The sequence below is a fragment of the Nonomuraea cypriaca genome (genome assembly GCF_015645445.1).
GTDB lineage: Bacteria > Actinomycetota > Actinomycetes > Streptosporangiales > Streptosporangiaceae > Nonomuraea > Nonomuraea cypriaca.
In genome coordinates, this window is record NZ_JADOGI010000209.1 from 1 (window position 1) to 18,221 (window position 18,221).

At 68.1% G+C, this 18,221-nt stretch carries 18 protein-coding genes; 11 read left to right on the plus strand and 7 right to left on the minus strand.

What is annotated here, in order from left to right; genetic code table 11:
* Window positions 1-45: 45 nt before the first annotated feature.
* Window positions 46-1,227 carry an adenylyltransferase/sulfurtransferase MoeZ gene (moeZ, locus tag ITP53_RS43370; RefSeq protein WP_195901302.1) on the minus strand — a complete coding sequence of 394 codons (1,182 nt, stop codon included), beginning with the start codon at window positions 1,225-1,227 and terminating at the stop codon, window positions 46-48.
* A gap of 43 nt (window positions 1,228-1,270) precedes the next feature.
* Window positions 1,271-2,170, minus strand: a complete 900-nt coding sequence (locus ITP53_RS43375) for an alpha/beta fold hydrolase (protein WP_195901303.1) — start codon at window positions 2,168-2,170, stop codon at window positions 1,271-1,273.
* 833 nt (window positions 2,171-3,003) lie between these two features.
* Here ITP53_RS43375 and ITP53_RS43380 point away from each other — a divergent pair.
* Both ITP53_RS43380 and ITP53_RS43385 read left to right on the plus strand, forming a co-directional pair.
* Entirely contained in the window at window positions 3,004-3,477 is a 474-nt protein-coding gene (locus tag ITP53_RS43380) for a hypothetical protein (protein ID WP_195901304.1), read from the plus strand.
* Between the two features lie 452 nt (window positions 3,478-3,929).
* Window positions 3,930-4,295 (plus strand): hypothetical protein, encoded by a 366-nt coding sequence (locus ITP53_RS43385; protein ID WP_195901305.1) that lies wholly within the window; start codon window positions 3,930-3,932, stop codon window positions 4,293-4,295.
* Between the two features lie 843 nt (window positions 4,296-5,138).
* Here ITP53_RS43385 and ITP53_RS43390 read toward each other — a convergent pair.
* A complete protein-coding gene (locus ITP53_RS43390) occupies window positions 5,139-5,468 on the minus strand; it encodes a hypothetical protein (RefSeq protein ID WP_195901306.1) in 330 nt (109 codons plus the stop codon).
* A gap of 464 nt (window positions 5,469-5,932) precedes the next feature.
* Window positions 5,933-6,334, minus strand: a complete 402-nt coding sequence (locus ITP53_RS43395; RefSeq protein ID WP_195901307.1) for a hypothetical protein — start codon at window positions 6,332-6,334, stop codon at window positions 5,933-5,935.
* A 442-nt stretch (window positions 6,335-6,776) separates the two neighbouring features.
* Here ITP53_RS43395 and ITP53_RS43400 point away from each other — a divergent pair, with 442 nt between their 5' ends.
* Window positions 6,777-7,547, plus strand: a complete 771-nt coding sequence (locus ITP53_RS43400; RefSeq protein ID WP_195901308.1) for an aminoglycoside phosphotransferase family protein — start codon at window positions 6,777-6,779, stop codon at window positions 7,545-7,547.
* A 12-nt stretch (window positions 7,548-7,559) separates the two neighbouring features.
* On the opposite strand, the gene ku is transcribed toward ITP53_RS43400, so the two are convergent.
* The gene (gene ku, locus ITP53_RS43405; RefSeq protein ID WP_195901309.1) at window positions 7,560-8,429 is read right to left on the minus strand and encodes a non-homologous end joining protein Ku; all 870 of its coding nucleotides are present in this window, start codon (window positions 8,427-8,429) and stop codon (window positions 7,560-7,562) included.
* Between the two features lie 135 nt (window positions 8,430-8,564).
* Here ku and ligD (ITP53_RS43410) point away from each other — a divergent pair, with 135 nt between their 5' ends.
* The 5 genes from ligD (ITP53_RS43410) to ITP53_RS43430 all read left to right on the plus strand — a co-directional run bounded on the left by ligD (ITP53_RS43410) (window position 8,565) and on the right by ITP53_RS43430 (window position 11,540).
* Entirely contained in the window at window positions 8,565-9,392 is an 828-nt protein-coding gene (gene ligD, locus ITP53_RS43410) for a non-homologous end-joining DNA ligase (protein WP_328817661.1), read from the plus strand.
* Entirely contained in the window at window positions 9,389-10,261 is an 873-nt protein-coding gene (gene ligD / locus ITP53_RS43415) for a non-homologous end-joining DNA ligase (RefSeq protein WP_195901311.1), read from the plus strand. The genes ligD (ITP53_RS43410) and ligD (ITP53_RS43415) overlap by 4 nt, the downstream gene beginning before the upstream one ends.
* A 41-nt stretch (window positions 10,262-10,302) precedes the next feature.
* Window positions 10,303-10,506, plus strand: coding sequence for a hypothetical protein (locus ITP53_RS43420; RefSeq protein WP_195901312.1), 204 nt, complete (start codon window positions 10,303-10,305; stop codon window positions 10,504-10,506).
* Between the two features lie 92 nt (window positions 10,507-10,598).
* Complete coding sequence (locus ITP53_RS43425) at window positions 10,599-11,219, plus strand: TetR/AcrR family transcriptional regulator (protein WP_328817664.1); 621 nt, start codon at window positions 10,599-10,601, stop codon at window positions 11,217-11,219.
* An 87-nt stretch (window positions 11,220-11,306) separates the two neighbouring features.
* Entirely contained in the window at window positions 11,307-11,540 is a 234-nt protein-coding gene (locus ITP53_RS43430) for a DUF3107 domain-containing protein (protein WP_195901314.1), read from the plus strand.
* Window positions 11,541-11,883: 343 nt separating this feature from the next.
* On the opposite strand, the gene ITP53_RS43435 is transcribed toward ITP53_RS43430, so the two are convergent.
* Entirely contained in the window at window positions 11,884-12,528 is a 645-nt protein-coding gene (locus ITP53_RS43435; protein WP_195901315.1) for a ferritin-like fold-containing protein, read from the minus strand.
* A 351-nt stretch (window positions 12,529-12,879) separates the two neighbouring features.
* On the opposite strand from ITP53_RS43435, the gene ITP53_RS43440 reads away from it, so the two are divergent.
* The 3 genes from ITP53_RS43440 to ITP53_RS43450 all read left to right on the plus strand — a co-directional run bounded on the left by ITP53_RS43440 (window position 12,880) and on the right by ITP53_RS43450 (window position 16,960).
* Complete coding sequence (locus tag ITP53_RS43440; RefSeq protein ID WP_236051784.1) at window positions 12,880-14,781, plus strand: DEAD/DEAH box helicase; 1,902 nt, start codon at window positions 12,880-12,882, stop codon at window positions 14,779-14,781.
* Window positions 14,782-15,141: 360 nt separating this feature from the next.
* Entirely contained in the window at window positions 15,142-16,032 is an 891-nt protein-coding gene (locus ITP53_RS43445) for an alpha/beta fold hydrolase (RefSeq protein WP_195901317.1), read from the plus strand.
* 13 nt (window positions 16,033-16,045) lie between these two features.
* Window positions 16,046-16,960, plus strand: coding sequence for an oxygenase MpaB family protein (locus tag ITP53_RS43450; protein ID WP_195901318.1), 915 nt, complete (start codon window positions 16,046-16,048; stop codon window positions 16,958-16,960).
* Here the strand turns inward: ITP53_RS43450 and ITP53_RS43455 are convergent.
* Window positions 16,911-18,095 (minus strand): MFS transporter, encoded by a 1,185-nt coding sequence (locus ITP53_RS43455; protein WP_195901319.1) that lies wholly within the window; start codon window positions 18,093-18,095, stop codon window positions 16,911-16,913. The two genes, ITP53_RS43450 and ITP53_RS43455, sit on opposite strands and share 50 nt — an antisense overlap.
* Window positions 18,096-18,221 lie beyond the last annotated feature (126 nt).

Here is an 18,221-nt window from a genome sequence, read left to right on the forward strand (position 1 = left end):
TCATCGACCTTAATAGGGGCGTGCCGGGAACATCCCCAGAAACCTCTAGTAGCTGGGCAGGCTCGGGTCGACGGTCTTCACCCAGCTCAGCACGCCGCCGCCGACGTGCACGGCGTCGGAGAAGCCGGCGTTCTTGACGATCGCCAGCGCCTCGGCCGAGCGCGCGCCCGACTTGCAGTGGAGCACGATGCGCTTGTCCTGCGGCAGCCGCTCCAGGGCCGAACCGTTGAGGAACTCGCCCTTGGGGATCAGCGTGGCGCCGGGGATGGAGACGATCTCGTACTCGTTGGGTTCGCGGACGTCGACGAGGAAGATGTTCTCCTTGTTGTCCTGCATCGCCTTGAGCTCCTGCGCGGTGATCGTGGAGCCGCTGGCGGCCTCCGCGGCCTCGTCGGAGATCGCGCCGCAGAACGCCTCGTAGTCCTCGAGCAACTCGGTGACCGACGGGTTCTTGCCGCACAGCACGCACTCCGGGTCCTTGCGGACCTTGACGTCGCGATACTTCATCTCCAGGGCGTCATAGATCATCAACCGCCCGACCAGCGGGTCGCCGATGCCGGTCAGCAGCTTGATGGCCTCGTTGACCTGGATGGAGCCGATCGACGCGCACAGCACGCCGAGCACGCCGCCCTCGGCGCACGACGGCACCATGCCGGGAGGCGGGGGCTCCGGGTAGAGGCAGCGGTAGCACGGCCCGTGCTCGGCCCAGAACACGCTCGCCTGGCCGTCGAAGCGGTAGATCGAGCCCCAGACGTACGGCTTGCCGAGCAGCACCGCGGCGTCGTTCACCATGTAGCGCGTGGCGAAGTTGTCGGTGCCGTCGACGATGAGGTCGTAACCGGAGAAGATCTCCATGACGTTTTCCGTGGTGAGCGCCGTGTTGTGGATCACGACCTCGACCAGCGGGTTGATCTCGCGTACTGACGCCGCGGCGCTCTCCGCCTTCAGCCGGCCCACGTCGGACTGGCCGTGGATGATCTGGCGCTGCAGGTTGGACTCGTCGACGACGTCGAAGTCGATGATGCCGAGGGTGCCGACACCCGCCGCCGCGAGGTACATCAGCGCGGGCGAGCCCAGGCCCCCGGCGCCCACACACAGCACCTTGGCGTTCTTCAGCCGTTTCTGCCCCGCCATGCCCACATCGGGGATGATCAGGTGGCGCGAGTAACGGCGCACTTCGTCGACGGTCAGCTCGGCGGCCGGCTCGACCAGCGGTGGCAACGACACTTTCTACGCTCCCGTTCCAGGGGGTCTTATCTCAAGGTGAAACCTAGTTGGCGAGTGGGGCATTCCCCAATCGAGTCTCACTGATCAGACGGCGTGCCTCCGCCGCCACGACGTCAGGCATCTCCATCATCGCGACGTGCCCCGCCGTCGGCAGCAGCACGAGCCTGACCTGCCGGAACGTACGCCCCGCACGCGCGGCCGTGGCCGGCCGGACGAGCCGGTCGTGCCTGCCGTGCACGATCAGGGTCGGCGACTGGACCTTGGCCGCCTGGCGCCAGAGGTTGTCCTCGCCACGTCGGAAGTATTCGGCCACGATGCCGCGGGCCGAGCAGATCATGGCCTCGCCGGAGTAGGGGAGGCAGTCGCGTCTGCGGAGCTCTTCCACGGCGTCGCGCAGGCGTACCGGGTGGACGGCGTCGGCGTTCGCCCAGACCATGGCGATGGAGGCGTTGACGCGATGCTCCGGCGGGAGCAGGCGCAGCCTGCTCGCCACCCACTCGCCCAGCTTGGGCACCGCGGCGGCGGCCACGCGGGCGGGGCCGTACCTGGGGAGCAGGTCGGGCAGGGCGGGTGAGACGAGGGTGAGCGAGCGGACCAGGTCGGGGCGGGTCGCGGCGACCCGTACGGCGATCGCGCCGCCCATCGAGTTGCCGAACAGGTGGGCCTGGCCCGTCTCTTCCAGCAGGCCGATCACGGCTCGCGCGTGGCCGGCGACGGTGTAGTCGCCGTCGGCGGGCGCGGGGGAGAAACCCGCTCCTGGCAGGTCGATGGCGTGACCGGTGACCGTGTCCTTGAGCTCGTCCATGAGGTCGGTCCAGTTCGTCGCGGAACCGGCCAGGCCGTGTACGAAGACGGCCTGCTCGCCGGGGCCCTGCGGGGTCGATCGGACGTGTACCGAGCCGATCATTTGTCCTGGCCAGTGCGGAATCGGCTCTGCCGTCATCTCTCCTCCTCCTTATTCGCGTCAACCTTCAACGATAACCATTGCGCCCACGTGGGGGCCCGCAACCGGGCTCCCACGCCCCGGACCGCAGGTCAGGGCATGGCGCCTGGCAGTCGGTACCGTCGCCGCTGACTCCGACATATCAGGACATTTCTCTTCATAAATGTCTAATCGATCTCATGACGCGCCAAGAGTGCGGCAAGAGCCGCCGCAGGCCGTTTGCCGAGGTCCCGCTCGGAGAACATCACCAACGTCGGCACCCAGCGCGACCAAGAGGAAACTCTCCGTCAACAACGGGCCTCCGGCAGCACTGGGAACCACGCCGAGCGGAACACCTCTCCGGGGAGACCCGACGACGCCTCGAAAGAGGTCGACGGCCGGCGCCGCCCTCCATGACGAATTCCACCGGCGACACCGCCGCGCGCCGGAATGCCCCGCCATCGAATTAACGGCGCTCATGGACTCCAGACATCGCGGCAGTTCGAATTACGCACACATTTTCGCGCCCGAGAGAGTGACACCGCCGCCAATGCGCGGCCGGCACTCGCGTGCATTCGGCATGGCCGATACCGGCGGGACGACCACTGCCGCCGCCCGCAGCCCGGCCCGCCAAATGCGGCACAATCGGACATATCATGGCATTTCATTTGATAAATGTGTAATGCAAGCAATAAGAATGCTAATGCATAGCAAAATGGGGTCGTACCTGTTTGCCCGACCGCCGCCCCGGAAATGACATTCCGTGGATGACTCTTCAGCAGCCGTCCAAGACCTGTTTCAGGTACCCGGAAACGTCTAGAACGGGGCAATCCATCCTTTAGGGGGAAAACGCAATGCCCAAGCTCAAGAGTGTTATCGCAGGCCTCGCCTTCACCACCGGGCTGTCCGGCGGCATGGTGGGCGCCGGCGCGGCGACGACTGCGGTCAGCGCCGCCACCCCGGTCAACACCAGCACGTCCGTCCTCACTGACGACGGCTTCGACGACGGTGGCTTCGGCGACGGTGGCTTCGGCGACGGTGGCTTCGGCGTCGGCCGCGGTGGCTTCGGCGACGGCGGCCACCGCGGCCGCCGTTGCAGGCACCACCACCACGGCGGCGGCGGCTGGGGCGGCGGCGGCGGCGGCTGGGGAAACCACCACCGCCGCCACAGCAACCGCCACGTCTGCATCGTCGTCCGCAACGACAACATCAACGACAACCCGCACCGCGAGGACCGGCGCAGGCACGATGACCACGACCACCATGACTTCAAGCACGACTTCAAGCACGACTTCAAGCCCGACCACAACAACCACACCACCTGGTAATTCGGCCGTGTGCTGACAGGTGCAGGGATGAGTGCTCGTCATTTCGCAGGTGGCCGTTATTCACGGGGGTGATTTCGGCCGGTGAATAACGGGTTCTCGAGGGTGGTTCGCGGGTTTTCTCGTGAGTCGTCCTGAGGTTCATTCTCCTCGTCTCCACGGCAATGGTGAGGGCTCCACTGGCATCGGCCAGGGGAGCCCTCACTGCTTTGTGTACAGGCTTCGCGCGGACGGCCGTACGACTCATAGCGGACAAGGCGCTTCTTCGAGCCCATGCGATTACCTGGTGTCGGGAAAGACAAGACAATTCCCGTTTGTGAGCGATTCAGCGGGAAATATGCAAGGTACGGATGATTCGTCAGGATCATCCGAGTCGTTTCCCGGTGATGCCGTTTCGGCGGATCGCCGGGAAACGTCGCGAACGGGGCAATCGAACCTTTAGGGGGGAATACGTAATGCCCAAGTTCAAAAGTGTCATCGCAGGCCTCGCCATCAGCACCGCGCTGACCGGTGGCGCGGTCGTCGCCGGAGCCGCGACGACCGCGTCCAGCGCCAGCGCCGCGACCCAGATCACCAACGGCACGTCCATCCTCACCGGACATGGCTGCCGCGCGCGCCGCTGCGGCGGGGGCTGGAGGCGCAGTCACCACCGCCGTCACCGCCAGCACATCCGCATCATCATCATCAACAGAAACCACAACCTCAACAGCAATCACCAGCGCCACCACCGCGACTTCGACGGCTTCGACAGGAACGGCGACTTCGACAGGAACGACGACTTCGACAGGAACGACGACTTCGACAGGAACGGCGACTGGTAGAGCCAGCCGCTCCTGAGCTCCGTGGCGCATGGCTCTCCGAGCCCGCCACAACGATGAGCTCCGGCTCGAGATGACGAGTGCCCGTATTCACCGGGAACGACATCCGCCCTTCCTCGGCACGATGTCCACCCACCGAATACGGGCACTCCGCATGTTCGGCACAGACCGCCCCCGGCGCCGCCCGCAGCGGGACCGGCTGCGGGCGGCTCCGCGAGTCGTGGATGCCTGGGGTTGGTAGTCGTGGGTGGGGTCGATGGTCAGCTCGCGGTCCGACCGCACGGGCCGGAGGGCAGGAGCCACGCCGTCGTGTTAACAGCGGGTTGTGGTCGGCTCTGCAGAGCAGTGCGTTCCGGCATTGAGCCTGGATCCGCGGGCGATCACCGGACCGAGGCGTGCACTCCGCACGTCATTGACCTGGGCCACCCTGGTGGGGACACCGAAGCAGCCGCGAAGGCGACCCGCTCGCCGGAAGGGACCCGGGCCGGGCGGGGCCGGACTGACGTGGGCATGTGGAGTGCGGCCTTCCTGGTGGCTCCGGTCATGATCCTCGATGCCGGCCGTGGCTCGGCGGTTGCCGCCCCGCAAGGAGTCTCAGGAGGAAGGGCCGACCCCGCGACAACCAATACGTCGTTATTTCCATCGATCAAAACGACGGTTTCCTGCCCGGTGCATTCCCGGGCAGGAAACCGTAGAGTGCCCGTATTCGGTGGGTGGACGTCCCGAGGAGGGGTGGACGTCGTTCCCGGTGAATACGGGCACTCGTTAATCTCAAGCGGGAGCTCATCGTCGTGGCGGATTCGGAGAGTTATGCGCCACGGAGCTCAGGCTGGAGCGTGCGCTCTATCAGTCGAAATCGTCGAAATTGTCGAAATCGTCGAAGTCGCGGTGGTGGCGATGGTCGTTCCTGTTGAAGTTGAGGTTGTTGTTGTGCACATCGACATTGATGCGGTGATGGCTGCGGTGGTGGTGACGGCGGCCCCAGCCACGGCCGCCCCAGCCCCAGCCGCAGCGGCGCTTGTGGCAGCCATGTCCGGTGAGGATGGACGTGCCGTTGGTGATCTGGGTCGCGGCACCGGCGCTGGACGCGGTGGTCGCCGCTCCGGCTACGACCGCGCCACCGGTCAGCGCGGTGCTGATGGCGAGGCCAGCGATGACACTCTTGAACTTGGGCATTGGATTCCCCCCTAAAGGATCGATTGCCCCGTTCTCGACGTTTCCCGGCGGTCCGCCGAAACGGCATCACCTGGGAAACGGCTCCGGATGATCCTTGCGAATCATCCACACAATGCATATTTCCCGACGAATCACCCACAAACGGGAATTGTCCTGTCTTTCCCGACACCAGGTAATCGCATGGGCTCGAAGAAGCGCCCCCGCCGACTATGCGCTACTCCTTCGCAGGCCGCCCGCGCCGAAGCCCGTACACAACGCAGTGAGGGCTCCCCTGGCTGATGCCAGTGGAGCCCTCACCATTGCCGTGTGGAGACGAGGAGAAATGAACCTCAGGTCGGCCCGCGCGGAACAACACAGACCGCCCTGGAGAGCTCTGCATTCACCGGCCGAAATCACCCCCGTGAATAACGGCCACCCGTGAAATGACGAGCACTCATCTCTGTACCACTCAACTCACGGTCATATCACCGCGTGGTGGTGGTCCCGTTCTCCGCGGGCTGGTCCACCTCGTTCTCCTCCACCATGGGACGCTCCATCACTATGGGATGCTCCAGGCGGTGCTCGAACTTGTGGTGGTGGTGGTCGTGGTCGTGGTCACGGTGCTGGCGGCGCATGTCATGGTTGAAGTTCCGGTTGTTGTTGTGGACGTCGACGAAGAAATGGGATCGGTGGTGGCGGTGGCTGTGCCGGCGATGGCCGCAGCGCCAGCCCCTGCCGTGGCAGCCCCAACCAGCAAGGACCGACGTACCGTTGCTGACCTGGGTAGCGGCGCCGGCCGCGGACACGGCCGCGCCCGAGCTGACCACTGCGCCGGACAGCGCGGTGGTGAAGGCGAGGCCTGCGATAACGCTCTTGAGCTTGGGCATTGTGTTTTCCCCCTAAAGGATGGATTGCCCCGTTCTCGACGTTTCCGGATCGCCGGAAACAGGTCTTGGACGGCTGCAGAAGAGTCATCCATGGAATGTCATTTCCGGGGCTGAGCGCATACAAACAGGATCGACCCCATTTTGCTATGCATTAGCATTGTTATTGCTTCTATTAAACATTTATAAAATGAAATGATACGACTTATCCCGATATGTCCTATTCGCTGATCGTCAGAGGTCGCCGCTCCCGAGGAACCGGGTTTGCCTGCCGCCAGGCAGCGTCGCGCGTGTCAGGGGCAGCGTGCTCCGACAGCGCTCCGCGAAGCCGGCGGCGACGGTGTCGTGGGAGGTCCGGGTGACGGCTGAAGAGGTCCGGGTGACGGCTGAATGGGTGGGCTAAATGGGTGGGTGCGTCCGTGCGGGCCGCCGTAGTGTCGATCACATGGCCGACGAAGAGGTGCTGCAGGACACACCGCATCGCCGGGTGGTCCGACTCGGCGACACCGTACGCCGGCCGGCGCAGCCCTGGACGCCGGCGGTCCACGCCCTGCTCAGGTATCTGGAGGACGCCGGTTTCCCGTACTCACCGCGTGTGCTCGGGATCGACGAGGAGGGCCGCGAGATCCTCACCTACCTGGACGGCACGTCCGGCCCGCAGAGCTGGGCCGAGGTGGTGGATGACGCGGGCCTGAGGACGTACGCCCGGCTGCTGCGCGCGTACCACGACGCGGTCGCGGGCTTCCGCCCGCCCGATGATCTCGGCTGGCACACCGGGCAGACCGGGCTGGGCGACGGCGAGCTCGTCTGTCACGGCGACTTCGGCCCATGGAACGTCGTCTGGCGGGCGGGGCGCCCCGTCGGCCTGCTCGACTGGGACTACGCCCGCCCGGGTACCCGCACGTACGACATCGCGTACGCCCTGGAGTACGTCGCCCCGTTCCGCGACGACGCCGAATGCCTGCGCTGGCTCCGCTACCCGGAGCCGCCCGACCGCCGCCACCGGCTGGAGCTGTTCGCCGCCGCCTACGGCCTCACCAGCACGTCGGGACTGGTCGACAGGGTCATCGACGTCCAGCGAGACATGATCGAGCAGGTCAGGCGGCTGGCCGACGCGGGACGCGAGCCCCAGGTCCGCTGGGTCGGCGAGGGGCATCTCGACGACCTGCGCCGGCGAGTCGCCTGGAGCCGCGCCAACCGGCACCTGTTCGAGTAGCCCACCGGGGCCCTACGCGGATTTGCGGGTCTTGCGCTTGGCCGGAGCCTTCTCCTCTTCCTTCTTGGACTTGCCCGCGGCCTTCTTGGGCTTCGCGGGCGCGCCCTCCCGCTCCCGCTTGGCCGCGTCCACGCTCGCCCGCAGCGCCGCCATGAGGTCGACCGCCGGCCTGGCCTCCTCTTCCTCCGGCGGGGTGACGACCTCCTTGCCCGCCACCTTGGCCTCGATCACCTGCTGCAGCGCCTCACGGTAGGTGTCGTGGAACTCGCTCGCGTCGAACTCCGACTCCATCGTGCTGATCAGGGACTCGGCCATCTGGAGCTCCTGCGCGCGTACCTCGATGTCCTCTTCGAGGAAGGGGAAGTCCGGCGTGCGGATCTCGTCCGGCCAGAGCATGGTCTCCAGGACGAAGACCCCGTTCCTGACCCTCAGTGTGGCCAGCGACTCGCGCTGGCGCAGCGCCACCTTGACCACCGCCACCTGGCCCGAGCTCTCCAGCGCGTTGCGCAGCAGCACGTACGGCTTCGCCCCCTGCGCGTCGGGCTCCAGGTAGTACGACTTGGCGAAGTAGATCGGGTCGATCTGCTCGGCGGGCGCGAACTGGAGCACGTCGATCCGGCGTGACGTGCTCAGCGGCAGGTCCTCGAAGTCATCGTCGGTGAGCACGACCATCTCGCCCGAGGCCAGCTCGTACCCCTTGGCGATGTCGGCGTACGCCACCTCTTCGCCGTCCAGCGTGCACACGCGCTTGTAGCGGATCCGGCCGCCGTCCTCGCGATGCACCTGGTGGAAAGACACGTCCTTCTGCTCGGTCGCGGAGTAGAGCTTCACCGGGATCGTGACCAGCCCAAAGGAGATCGCACCCTTCCAGATGCTGCGCATGGACACTCCTCAGCTCTCAATGGGTCGACCAATGGGCACATACCCGTCATGCGGCAACCAATGCCATACCCGATCGCACCAATGTTGGCTGTACCTGGGGAACTACCTCCGGATCGGGATCAGTACGGCCTGGAGGTGAAGTGGGATGGCATCCGCGCCATCGTGCACCTCGACGGCGGGCTGAGAGTGACGGGCCGGCACGGGGTGGAGTACACACGCAGGTATCCGGAAATTTCGGGGTTTGGGGTTAAGAACGCGATCATCGACGGCGAGGTCGTCGCCCTCGGTCGGCACGGCCGGCCCAGCTTCGAGCGGTTGCAGCACCGGATGCACCTGACCGACCCGGAGCCGGTCATGCTGGAGTTGTACCCGGTCACGTACATGCCGTTCGACCTGCTCTATCTCGACGGCACGCCGCTGTTCGACCTGCCGTACCGCGACCGGCGCGCGCTGCTCGACGAGCTGGACGTCGGCGCGCCGCCGTACTTCCCCGGAGACTCGGACCTGCTCACGGCCACGTACGAGCAGGGCCTTGAAGGTGTGATCGCCAAGCGGCTCGACTCCCCCTACCGGGCGGGCACGCGGTCACCGTGGTGGATCAAGGTGAAGAACCTGAGCACCAGAGAGGTCGTGATCGGCGGCTGGAAACCCGGCAAGGGCCGCCGGGCCGGCGGGATCGGATCGCTGGTCATGGGGGTGTTCACGGACGAGGGCCTAACGTACGTCGGACATGTCGGCACGGGCTTCACCGACACCGTGCTCGACGACCTCTACCGGACCCTCCGCCCGCTGGAGGTCGCGCACAGTCCCTTCTGCAACGAGGTTCCGTGGCGAAATCGCTGGGTTAGGCCAGATCTGGTCGGGGAGGTGGCCTACACGATGTGGACCGACGAACAGCGGCTGCGGCACCCGGTGTGGCGCGGACTGCGCCCCGACAAGCTCCCCGCGGAGGTGACGCTATGAAGGTGCCGGTCAGGGTCGACGGGCGCGAGCTGACGCTGAGCAACCTGGACAAGATCCTCTACCCCGACCACGGCTTCACCAAGGCCGAGGTCATCGACTACTACAGCCGCATCGCCCCCGTACTGCTGCCGCACCTCCAGGGCAGGCCGCTGACCGTCAAGCGCTACCCGAACGGCGTCACCGGCCAGTCCTTCTTCGAGAAGAACGCCCCCGAGCACACCCCAGCGTGGGTCAGACGCGTCAACCTGCCCGCTCCCGGCAGCACCAAGAACCGCGAGAGCATCGACTTCGCCGTCGTCGACGACCTGCCCACGCTCGTCTACTACGCCAATCTCGCCGCACTCGAACTCCACGTGCCCCAGTGGCGCGTCGACGGCGACGGCACGGCGCTGCCACCCGACACGCTGGTGTTCGACCTCGACCCCGGGGCGCCCGCGACGATCGTCGAGTGCTGCGCGGTGGCGCTCGCGCTGCGCGAGGCGCTGGCCGCGGAAGGGCTCACCGCCAGGCCGAAGACCAGCGGCAGCAAGGGCATGCAGCTGTACGCGGACTGGGACTGCCGCGAGGAGCCGTCCGCGTACGCCAAGCGGCTGGCCCAGCGCCTGGAGAAGGCGCACCCGAAGGAGGTCGTCAGCGTGATGGCGAGGAAGGCCAGGCCGGGGAAGGTGTTCATCGACTGGAGCCAGAACAACCCGGCCAAGACGACCGTGGCGCCCTACTCGCTGCGGGCCAGGGAGCGGCCGACCGTCTCCACACCGCTGACGTGGGAGGAGGTCGAGGGTTGCGAACACGCCGATGACCTGGTGTTCACGGCGGCGGACGTACTCGCCAGAGTGGAGAAACGTGGCGACCTTTTCGGCCGGGCGTAGGCTGGTTCCGTCCGCACCAAGAGGGGGACCAAATGTCGGAGATGGACATTCGCGGAGACGACCGCTCCTACGAGGAAGAGGAGGAGCTGTCGATCGAGACGCCCGAGGCCGACGCCGCCGAGCAGCAGAGGGAGATCCGCCTGGACAACGGCAGGCTGCGCCGCGAGGTGCCGCTCGACGTCGACCCCGCCGACGCCGCCGAGCAGGACCGCGTGGTGGAGCTCGACGATGACGACTACCGCTGAGGCGTCTCGAGGGGTGACCGCCGTCACTCGTGGCGCGTCCTCTCGCACGTAGGATGTCCGCACTACCCGCTCAGAGACCTATGGAGATCCGCGTGACCGCAACCCCGGACGCCAAGCCCCGGGGCACCCGTCTGCCCCGGCTCGCCCGCCGCCGCCAGTTGCTGAGCGCCGCGCAGGAAGTGTTCGTGGAGAACGGCTATCACGCGGCCGCCATGGACGAGATCGCGGACCGGGCGGGCGTCAGCAAGCCGGTGCTCTACCAGCACTTCCCCGGCAAGCTCGAGCTCTATCTGGCGCTGCTCGACCTGCACGTCGACGACATGGTCAACCGCTGCCGCGAGGCGCTGGCGTCCACCCACGAGAACAAACTACGCGTGCAGGCCACGTTCAGCGCGTTCTTCGACTTCGTCTCCAGGCAGGGTGAGGCGTTCCGCCTGGTCTTCGAGTCCGACCTGCGCAACGTCGCGCCGGTGCGGCAGCGGGTGGAGCGGTCGTTGCAGGAGTGCGCGGAGATGGTCAGCGTGCTCATCCAGGAGGACACCGGGTGCACCAGCGACGAGGCGCACCTGCTCGGCGTCGGTCTGGTCGGCATGGCGGAGGTCAGCGCCCGCTACTGGGTCACCAAGCACGGTTCGATCCCGAAGGACGCGGCCGAGCAGCTCATGGCGCGTCTCGCGTGGCGGGGCATCAGCGGTTTTCCGCGTACGGCATAACCCGTTCGCTTGTCGCGATCAGTCGCGCCGTTCGCGGGCGCGAACGGCCACGATGGGGTTGAGCCAGCCCGTCGACTAGGGAGCCACATGGAAATCAAGATCGGCGTACGCTCCGTACACCGCGAACTCATTGTCGAGACCGACCTCACCGCTGATCAGGTTGAGGAGGAGATCAGAAACGGGCTGTCGGCGGATCGTGGCGGTGTGTTCGCCATCACCGACGTGAAGGGCCGGCGTGTCCTGGTGCCGATCGCCTCACTCGGGTTCGTCGAAATCGGCGAGGACGAGTCCCGGCCGGTCGGCTTCGGAGGCACCCTCTAAAGGCTCATACGGGGGTACGGCTCCCCGGCCGTACCCCTCCACGAGCACCCGTTTCCCCGCCCCAGCCAGGGAGGCGGGCTTGCCGGGATCAATGTCGGGCGGGGGGCTTGCCGAGCTGACAGCCGCGAGGCCGTCGGCGACGAGGGACATCATCCCGTCTCATGTCGGTGGTCGGACAGTGCGCGCTCTCCCTGCGCAACACGGCGCGCGAGGTCCAGCGATTCGGCCCACATCTCGTCAAGGAACTGCCGTAGCGGCGCGAGGCCCTCATGTCTGGCACGGTACCGCCGTTTCGTGCCCCCGCGCGGCCCGATGGCCAGAGTTCGAGCTCAACCGGCGACGCTCAGAGGCCCATGGCGGCCATGCGCTTGTTGTGGTGCTCGGTCAGTCTCGCAAAAAGTCGTGAAATATCCGCCTGTCCCTCCCCCACGGACTTCACCAGCAGCAAGGCCAGTTCCGGCCGCGCCGACGCCACCTGCTGCGCCTGGCTGAGCGCCTCGCCGACGAGCCGCCGCGCCCACAGCGCCAGCCGCCCGCCGGCCGCCGGCTCGGTCTCGATCCCGGCCCGGACGCGCTCGACCGCGAACTGCGAGCGGCCCTCGTCCACCAGCACGTCGTCGACCAGCTTGGCGATCGAGGGATCCAGGTGCCTGGCCGCCTCACGGTAGAAGTCGGCCGCGATGCCGTCCCCCACGTACGTCTTGACCAGCGCCTGCAGCCAGTCCCCCGGCCTGGTCTGGGCGTGCCAGGCGTCCAGCGCCTTGACGAACGGCGACATCGCCTCGGCCGGATCGGCCCCCAGTTCGGCGAGCCGCTCGCGCAGCAGGCGGAAGTGGGCGTACTCGGTGACGGCCAGCTCGCTCAGCGCAACCCGGTCGCCCAGCGAGGGCGCCAGGACGGCGGCGTCCTCGGTCATCCGCGCGTACGCGCTGAGCTCCGCGTACGCCAGCACGCCGAGCAGATCGACGACTCCAGGAGACTCCTTCATGAAAGGCAGCGTACTTCGGGGAAACTTCGGGAACATACGCGAGCTCGGTCCGCGTTGTGGTATCGAGTACACTGCTCTGTGAAAGTGCGACCGCACTGTGTTAATTCGGGGGGTTCCCCCCGAATGCCCCCCGATTCCCCGGGTGCGCGGTCGCTGATGAAGCGAGAGGGCTGGCTCTACCGCGAGGACCCACGACAAGGGGCGTTTTCCGCCCGTCGGTCCCGGCAGGCCCGCCTTCATTTGAGACTGAGGCAGGCCACGCTGACGACTTTCCGAGACCTCGGAGTCACACCAGAAATCGCCGATGCCCTCGAGACCGAGGGCATCGTCGCACCGTTTCCGATCCAGGAAATGGCCCTCCCGCTCGCCCTGAGCGGCCAGGACCTCATCGGTCAGGCACGCACGGGCACGGGAAAGACCTACGCGTTCGGCATCGCGATGCTCCAGAGCATCGGCAAGCCGCGCAAAAACCGCAAGAAGCCCCGCGGGCTGGTCGTCGTACCGACTCGCGAGCTGGCCGTGCAGGTCAGCGAGGACCTCGTGACCGCCGCGGGCAAGCTCGGCTCCCGAGTTCTGACCGTCTACGGCGGCCGGGCCTACGAGCCGCAGATCGAGGCGCTCAAGGCCGGGGTCGACGTCATCGTCGGCACCCCGGGCCGTCTGCTCGACCTGGTCAAGCAGAAGCACCTCGACCTGAGCCAGGTCACCAGCCTCGTTCTCGACGAGGCCGACCGGATGCTGGACCTGGGCTTCCTGCCCGACATCGAGCGGATCTTCAAGCTGATCCCCGCGCAGCGGCAGACGATGCTCTTCTCGGCGACCATGCCGGGCGAGATCGTCGCGCTGTCGCGCAAATACCTCAACCGCCCGACGCACGTACGCGCCGAGCACGAGAGCGGCGAGGGCGAGATGCCGCCGCAGACGCGCCAGCTCGTGTGGCGCGTGCACCGCATGGACAAGATCGAGATCATCGGCCGGCTCCTGCAGGCCGAGGGCCGAGGTCTCACCATGCTCTTCTGTGAGACCAAGCGGGCCTGTGACATGGTCGCCGAGCAGCTCGACACCCGTGGCTTCGCGGTCGCGGCCGTCCACGGCGACCTCGGCCAGGGCCAGCGCGAGCAGGCACTGCGCGCGTTCCGCAGCGGCAAGGTGGACGTGCTGGTGGCCACCGACGTGGCGGCCCGCGGCATCGACATCGACGACGTCACCCACGTGGTCAACTACGACTGCCCCACGGACGACAAGACGTACGTGCACCGCATCGGCCGCACCGGCCGCGCCGGGCGCACGGGCATCGCGGTCACGTTCGTGGAGTGGGAGGAGCTGACCCGCTGGAAGATGATCAACCAGATGCTCGGACTCGACTTCGCCGAGCCCGAGGAGACCTACTCCACCTCGCCGCACGTCTACACCGAGCTCAACATCCCCGAGGGCACCAAGGGGGTCCTGCCGCACGCCAACCGCTCGCGCGCGGGGCTGTCCGCGGAGCGCATCGAGGATCTCGGCGAGACCGGCCGGACTCGCGGGCGTGGCGGCCGTCGCCGTGACGAGCGCGAGGAACGCCCCGCCCGTACGCCACGCCAGCGCCGCCGCACCCGTGGCGGAAGGGAGCTGGCTGAGACCGCACCCGCTGAGACGCAGGAGGTCGAACTCGTGGACACCAAGACGGAGGAGACTCCCGCCATCTTCACGACGGACGAGGTTGAGGCGGCCGCCGAGCCGAGGCGTGCCCGTACCCGCAGGGGGGCGGCTTCCTCGGCGATCGAGCAGGCGCTCGCCGAGGCGCCCGAGGCTCCGGTGAAGCCGGCCCGCTCCCGCCGGGCCGCCAAGGAGGGCGTACAGACCGAGAAGGCCGACACCATCGCGCCGGCCGCCCCGGTCACCGACCAGCCCGCCACCACGGATCGGCCCGCGCCCGCCGCGGAACGACCCGCCACCACGGAACGGCCCGCACCCGCCGTGGAGCAGCCCGTTACCACGGAACGGCCCGCCCCAGCGGAGCGACCGGCCGCCACGGCAGCGCCCGTGAGCGAACGATCCGCCGCCGCGGCGCCGAGCTTCCTCGCCACGCCGCCGCCACCGGCGCGCAAGGAGCCGGAGCGGATCATCCCGGCCAACCCGTTCGCGGTGATCTTCCAGTCGCCGGATCTTGCCACGGACGACGACGACATCGCCCCGTCCGCCGCCACCGAGCGCAAGCAGCAACGCCGCCAGGGTCGCGGCGGAGGCGGCAACCGCCGCCGCGCGGGCTGACCTCACGGCGAACCGAGCACCACCAAGAGGCGCGCACCCATCCGGGTGCGCGCCTTCTGCGTCTCAAGGGGTGATGGCGCGGGCCGTAGGTGCTCCTCACGCGCCGCCACGGCCCGCCACCCTCCAGAGCCCCATCCAGGTACGCCGGCACCTCAGAAGCCCGCTCAGAGCCTTGCACGCACTTGTGGGGCACTCCCGCGACCACAGGCGCCGGCACCCGGTGAACCCCAGAACATCCCCCGACGACCTGACCGGCCCGAAGCATCGAAGTCCCGCGTCGCGCACGACGCCTCAGGTCTCGCCGCAGCGTGGAAGGCTTGCCGGTGTCGAGGCGCTGACCTCTGGGTATTGTTGCCACACGTGAGTACGCCGCGATTCCTCGACCTGCCTCCTGGCGTTGCGCCACAGAAGATCGTGACGTCCCAGGGCACGTTCGCGGCCCTGGAGGCGCAGCCGGTCAGTGGCGTGATCGAGCGCTGGCCGGCGCTCCTGGTCCCCGGCCTGACCGGCAGCAAGGAAGACTTCATCGCGGTCCTGATGACCCTGGCCCAGTCCGCCCGCCGGGTGGTGGCCGTCGACCTGCGCGGCCAGTACGAAACTCCGGGCCCAGACGACCGCGAGGCCTACACCTGCGCCGCACTGGGCGCCGACGTCGACGCGCTCTCCCAGGTCATCGGTGGCGGCGAGCCGGTGCACCTGGTGGGCCACTCGTTCGGCGGGCTGGTGGCGCGGGAGGCGGTGATCGACGGGATGACGAAGTTCGCGTCGTTCACGCTGATGAGCTCTGGTCCCGCGGCCATCGAGGGCAGGCGGGCCGGCAGCGGCAGGAAGATCATGGAAGAGGTCCCCACGCTGGGGCTCGAGCACGTGTGGCACCAGAGGTTCGAGCCCGAGGCGCTGGCCAACGACGTGCCGGAGGAGATCATGGCGTTCCTGCGCAAGCGCCTGCTGACCAACTCGCCGACCGGCCTGGCGCGGATGGCCGAGCAGGTGCTGACCATGCACGACCGTATCGACGAGCTGCGCCAGATCGAGGTGCCCACGCTGGTCCTGTACGGCGAGCACGACGACGGCTGGCCGCCCGAGGCGCAGTCGGAGATGGCGGCGCGGCTCGGCGCGGAATGCGTGGTCGTGCCCGGCGCGGCGCACTCCCCCGCCGTCGAGGCGCCGGAGACGACGGCGGCGGCGCTGGTCAGGTTCTGGAACGAGGCCGAGACGCACTCCTTGGACACCAGATCCAGCAACATGTAATCATGTGTTTACTATGTCCTCCGGTATCGAAGAGCTCGTCGTCCAGCCGCCGCAGAGCGCGACCTGGAAGGTGCACCTCGACCGCTCGATGTGGGTGGGCGGCGTACGCGGCCTCATGCTCCAGGCGCTGCACCCGCTGGCGATGCGCGGCGTCTGGCAGAACTCCAACTTCCAGGAGGACCCGTTCGGCCGGCTGCGCCGCACGGCGGACTTCGTGGGCCGGGTGACGTTCGGCAGCCCGGAGGAGGCGGCCGAGATCGGGCGGCGGGTGCGCGGCATCCACCGCGCGCTGCGCATCCACGATCCGGACACCGGCAGGACGCACCGGGTGGACGACCCCGAGTTGCTGCTGTGGGTCCACTGCGCGGAGGTGTCGTCGTACCTGGAGGTGGTCAGGCGCGGGGGGCTGCGGCTCACCGAGCGCGAGGCCGACCGCTACCTGTGGGAGCAGCGCGAGAGCGCCACGTACGTCGGCCTGCACCGCGAGGACGTGCCCGGCTCGTGCGCGGAGATGGACGCCTACTTCAAGCGGCTGCGGTCCGACCTGCGCGTGACGGAGGAGGCCGCCGCGACCGTGCGCTTCCTCATGTGGCCGAGGCTGCCGGCCGAGCTCAGGCTGCTGTCCGCGGGCAAACCCGCGTACTTCCCGTTCGGCGCGCTGTGCTACTACACCCTGCCGGACTGGGCCAGACGTCTGTACGGCGCGCTGCCCGAGGTGCCCAGGGCTACCGTGACGGCGGCGCTGAGGGCGTTCAGGATGACCATGAACTCGCTGCCGGAGCCCGTGCACGACCACGCGTTCATGCCGGCCACGCGGGAGATGCTGCGGGCCTCCAGAGAACGGCTCGGGGCGGCCGGCTACGACGTGAGCAAAGGGCTCAGGGGTCTGACCGATCCCCGCCGATGGCCGACAGCGCTGGCCGCCTGACGGGCAGGAACACGCCGGCCACGAGCACGAACCCCGACACGACGGCCATCGTCCAGCCGGTCCCGCCCATGCCCGTCCGCTCGAACAGCACGCCGAGCACGGAGGAGGCGGCCGCGGCGCCCACATACCTGGAGGCCTGGAAGACGCCCACCGCGACGCCCGTGTCGCGGCGGTCGGCGTGGACGAAGACCAGTGAGTTCAGGCCGAACTGGCTGAACGCCGAGGCCACGCCGAGCAGCGCCGCGGCGACCAGGACCAGCCCGATGTGCCCGGCCACGAGCATCACGCAGGAGCCGCCGAGCAACAGCGCCGCGCTCACCACCAGCACGGTACGCATCCCGGCGCGGGCGGCCAGCGCCACCGCGACCGGCGTCATGACGATCGCCAGCCCGGCCATCGGCAGCACGAGCAGTCCTGCGACGTGCGCGGGCACGCCGGCCGAGCGCTGGGCCCACAGCGGCACCGCGAAGAACGCCAGGTAGAAGACCACATTGACGAGTGCGTACTGGCCGCAGGTGGTCAGCAGCCCGAACCTGAGCCTGGGCAGCAGGGCCCGGCGCCGGCCGTCCACGCGCACCTTGGGCAACCAGCGCATCGCGACGACGTACGCGATCGCCGCGAGCGGCACGTTGACCAGGAAGATCGCCCGCCACCCCCACAGCGAGACCAGGAACCCGCTGAGCACCGGCCCGGCGGCGGCGCTGGCGGTGAGCACCATCGAGATCGTCGCGATCACGCGCGGCGGCGGCCTGCCGTCCTCGCCCGGCATCGCCGCCTGGATGATCGCCATCCCCGCCGGCATCGTCGCGCAGCTCCCGAACGCCTGCAGCAACCGCACGGCCACCAGCACCGGGTACGACGGCGCCAGTGCGGCCAGCACCCCGGTCACCGCCATCATCACCAGCCCGGCGCAGAACACCAGCCTGGGGCCGAGCCGGTCCGCCAGTGTGCCCATCACCGGCGGCACCAGGATGCCGACCAGGTAGAAGCCGGCGGCCAGCCAGGTGACGGCGGCGAGCCCTACGCCGAACTCGGCCTCGATGTCGGCAAGCGCGACGGCGATCATGGAGGAGTTGACGGGGTTGAACAACGAGCCCAGCGCCACCGCCGCCGGTAAGCGCCCCACCCGTTTCACATACGCTCCTCTGTGCGGAAACGGACTATTCCGCGAGACCATCCCAAGGGTTGCGTTCGGGACCGGCCGCCAGGCCCTCGGGGCAGTGGCGGCGGAAGTCACACCAGGAGCAGATGGGGCCTGGGG

Bases quoted from the DNA above. Each gene is read 5' to 3' on its own strand.
- ITP53_RS43375 (WP_195901303.1), bottom strand. From the start codon at position 2,170: ATGACGGCAGAGCCGATTCCGCACTGGCCAGGACAAATGATCGGCTCG.
- ITP53_RS43380 (WP_195901304.1), top strand. From the start codon at position 3,004: ATGCCCAAGCTCAAGAGTGTTATCGCAGGCCTCGCCTTCACCACCGGG.
- ITP53_RS43385 (WP_195901305.1), top strand. From the start codon at position 3,930: ATGCCCAAGTTCAAAAGTGTCATCGCAGGCCTCGCCATCAGCACCGCG.
- ITP53_RS43390 (WP_195901306.1), bottom strand. From the start codon at position 5,468: ATGCCCAAGTTCAAGAGTGTCATCGCTGGCCTCGCCATCAGCACCGCG.
- ITP53_RS43395 (WP_195901307.1), bottom strand. From the start codon at position 6,334: ATGCCCAAGCTCAAGAGCGTTATCGCAGGCCTCGCCTTCACCACCGCG.
- ITP53_RS43400 (WP_195901308.1), top strand. From the start codon at position 6,777: ATGGCCGACGAAGAGGTGCTGCAGGACACACCGCATCGCCGGGTGGTC.
- ku (WP_195901309.1), bottom strand. From the start codon at position 8,429: ATGCGCAGCATCTGGAAGGGTGCGATCTCCTTTGGGCTGGTCACGATC.
- ligD (WP_195901311.1), top strand. From the start codon at position 9,389: ATGAAGGTGCCGGTCAGGGTCGACGGGCGCGAGCTGACGCTGAGCAAC.
- ITP53_RS43420 (WP_195901312.1), top strand. From the start codon at position 10,303: ATGGACATTCGCGGAGACGACCGCTCCTACGAGGAAGAGGAGGAGCTG.
- ITP53_RS43430 (WP_195901314.1), top strand. From the start codon at position 11,307: ATGGAAATCAAGATCGGCGTACGCTCCGTACACCGCGAACTCATTGTC.
- ITP53_RS43435 (WP_195901315.1), bottom strand. From the start codon at position 12,528: ATGAAGGAGTCTCCTGGAGTCGTCGATCTGCTCGGCGTGCTGGCGTAC.
- ITP53_RS43440 (WP_236051784.1), top strand. From the start codon at position 12,880: ATGGCCCTCCCGCTCGCCCTGAGCGGCCAGGACCTCATCGGTCAGGCA.
- ITP53_RS43450 (WP_195901318.1), top strand. From the start codon at position 16,046: ATGTCCTCCGGTATCGAAGAGCTCGTCGTCCAGCCGCCGCAGAGCGCG.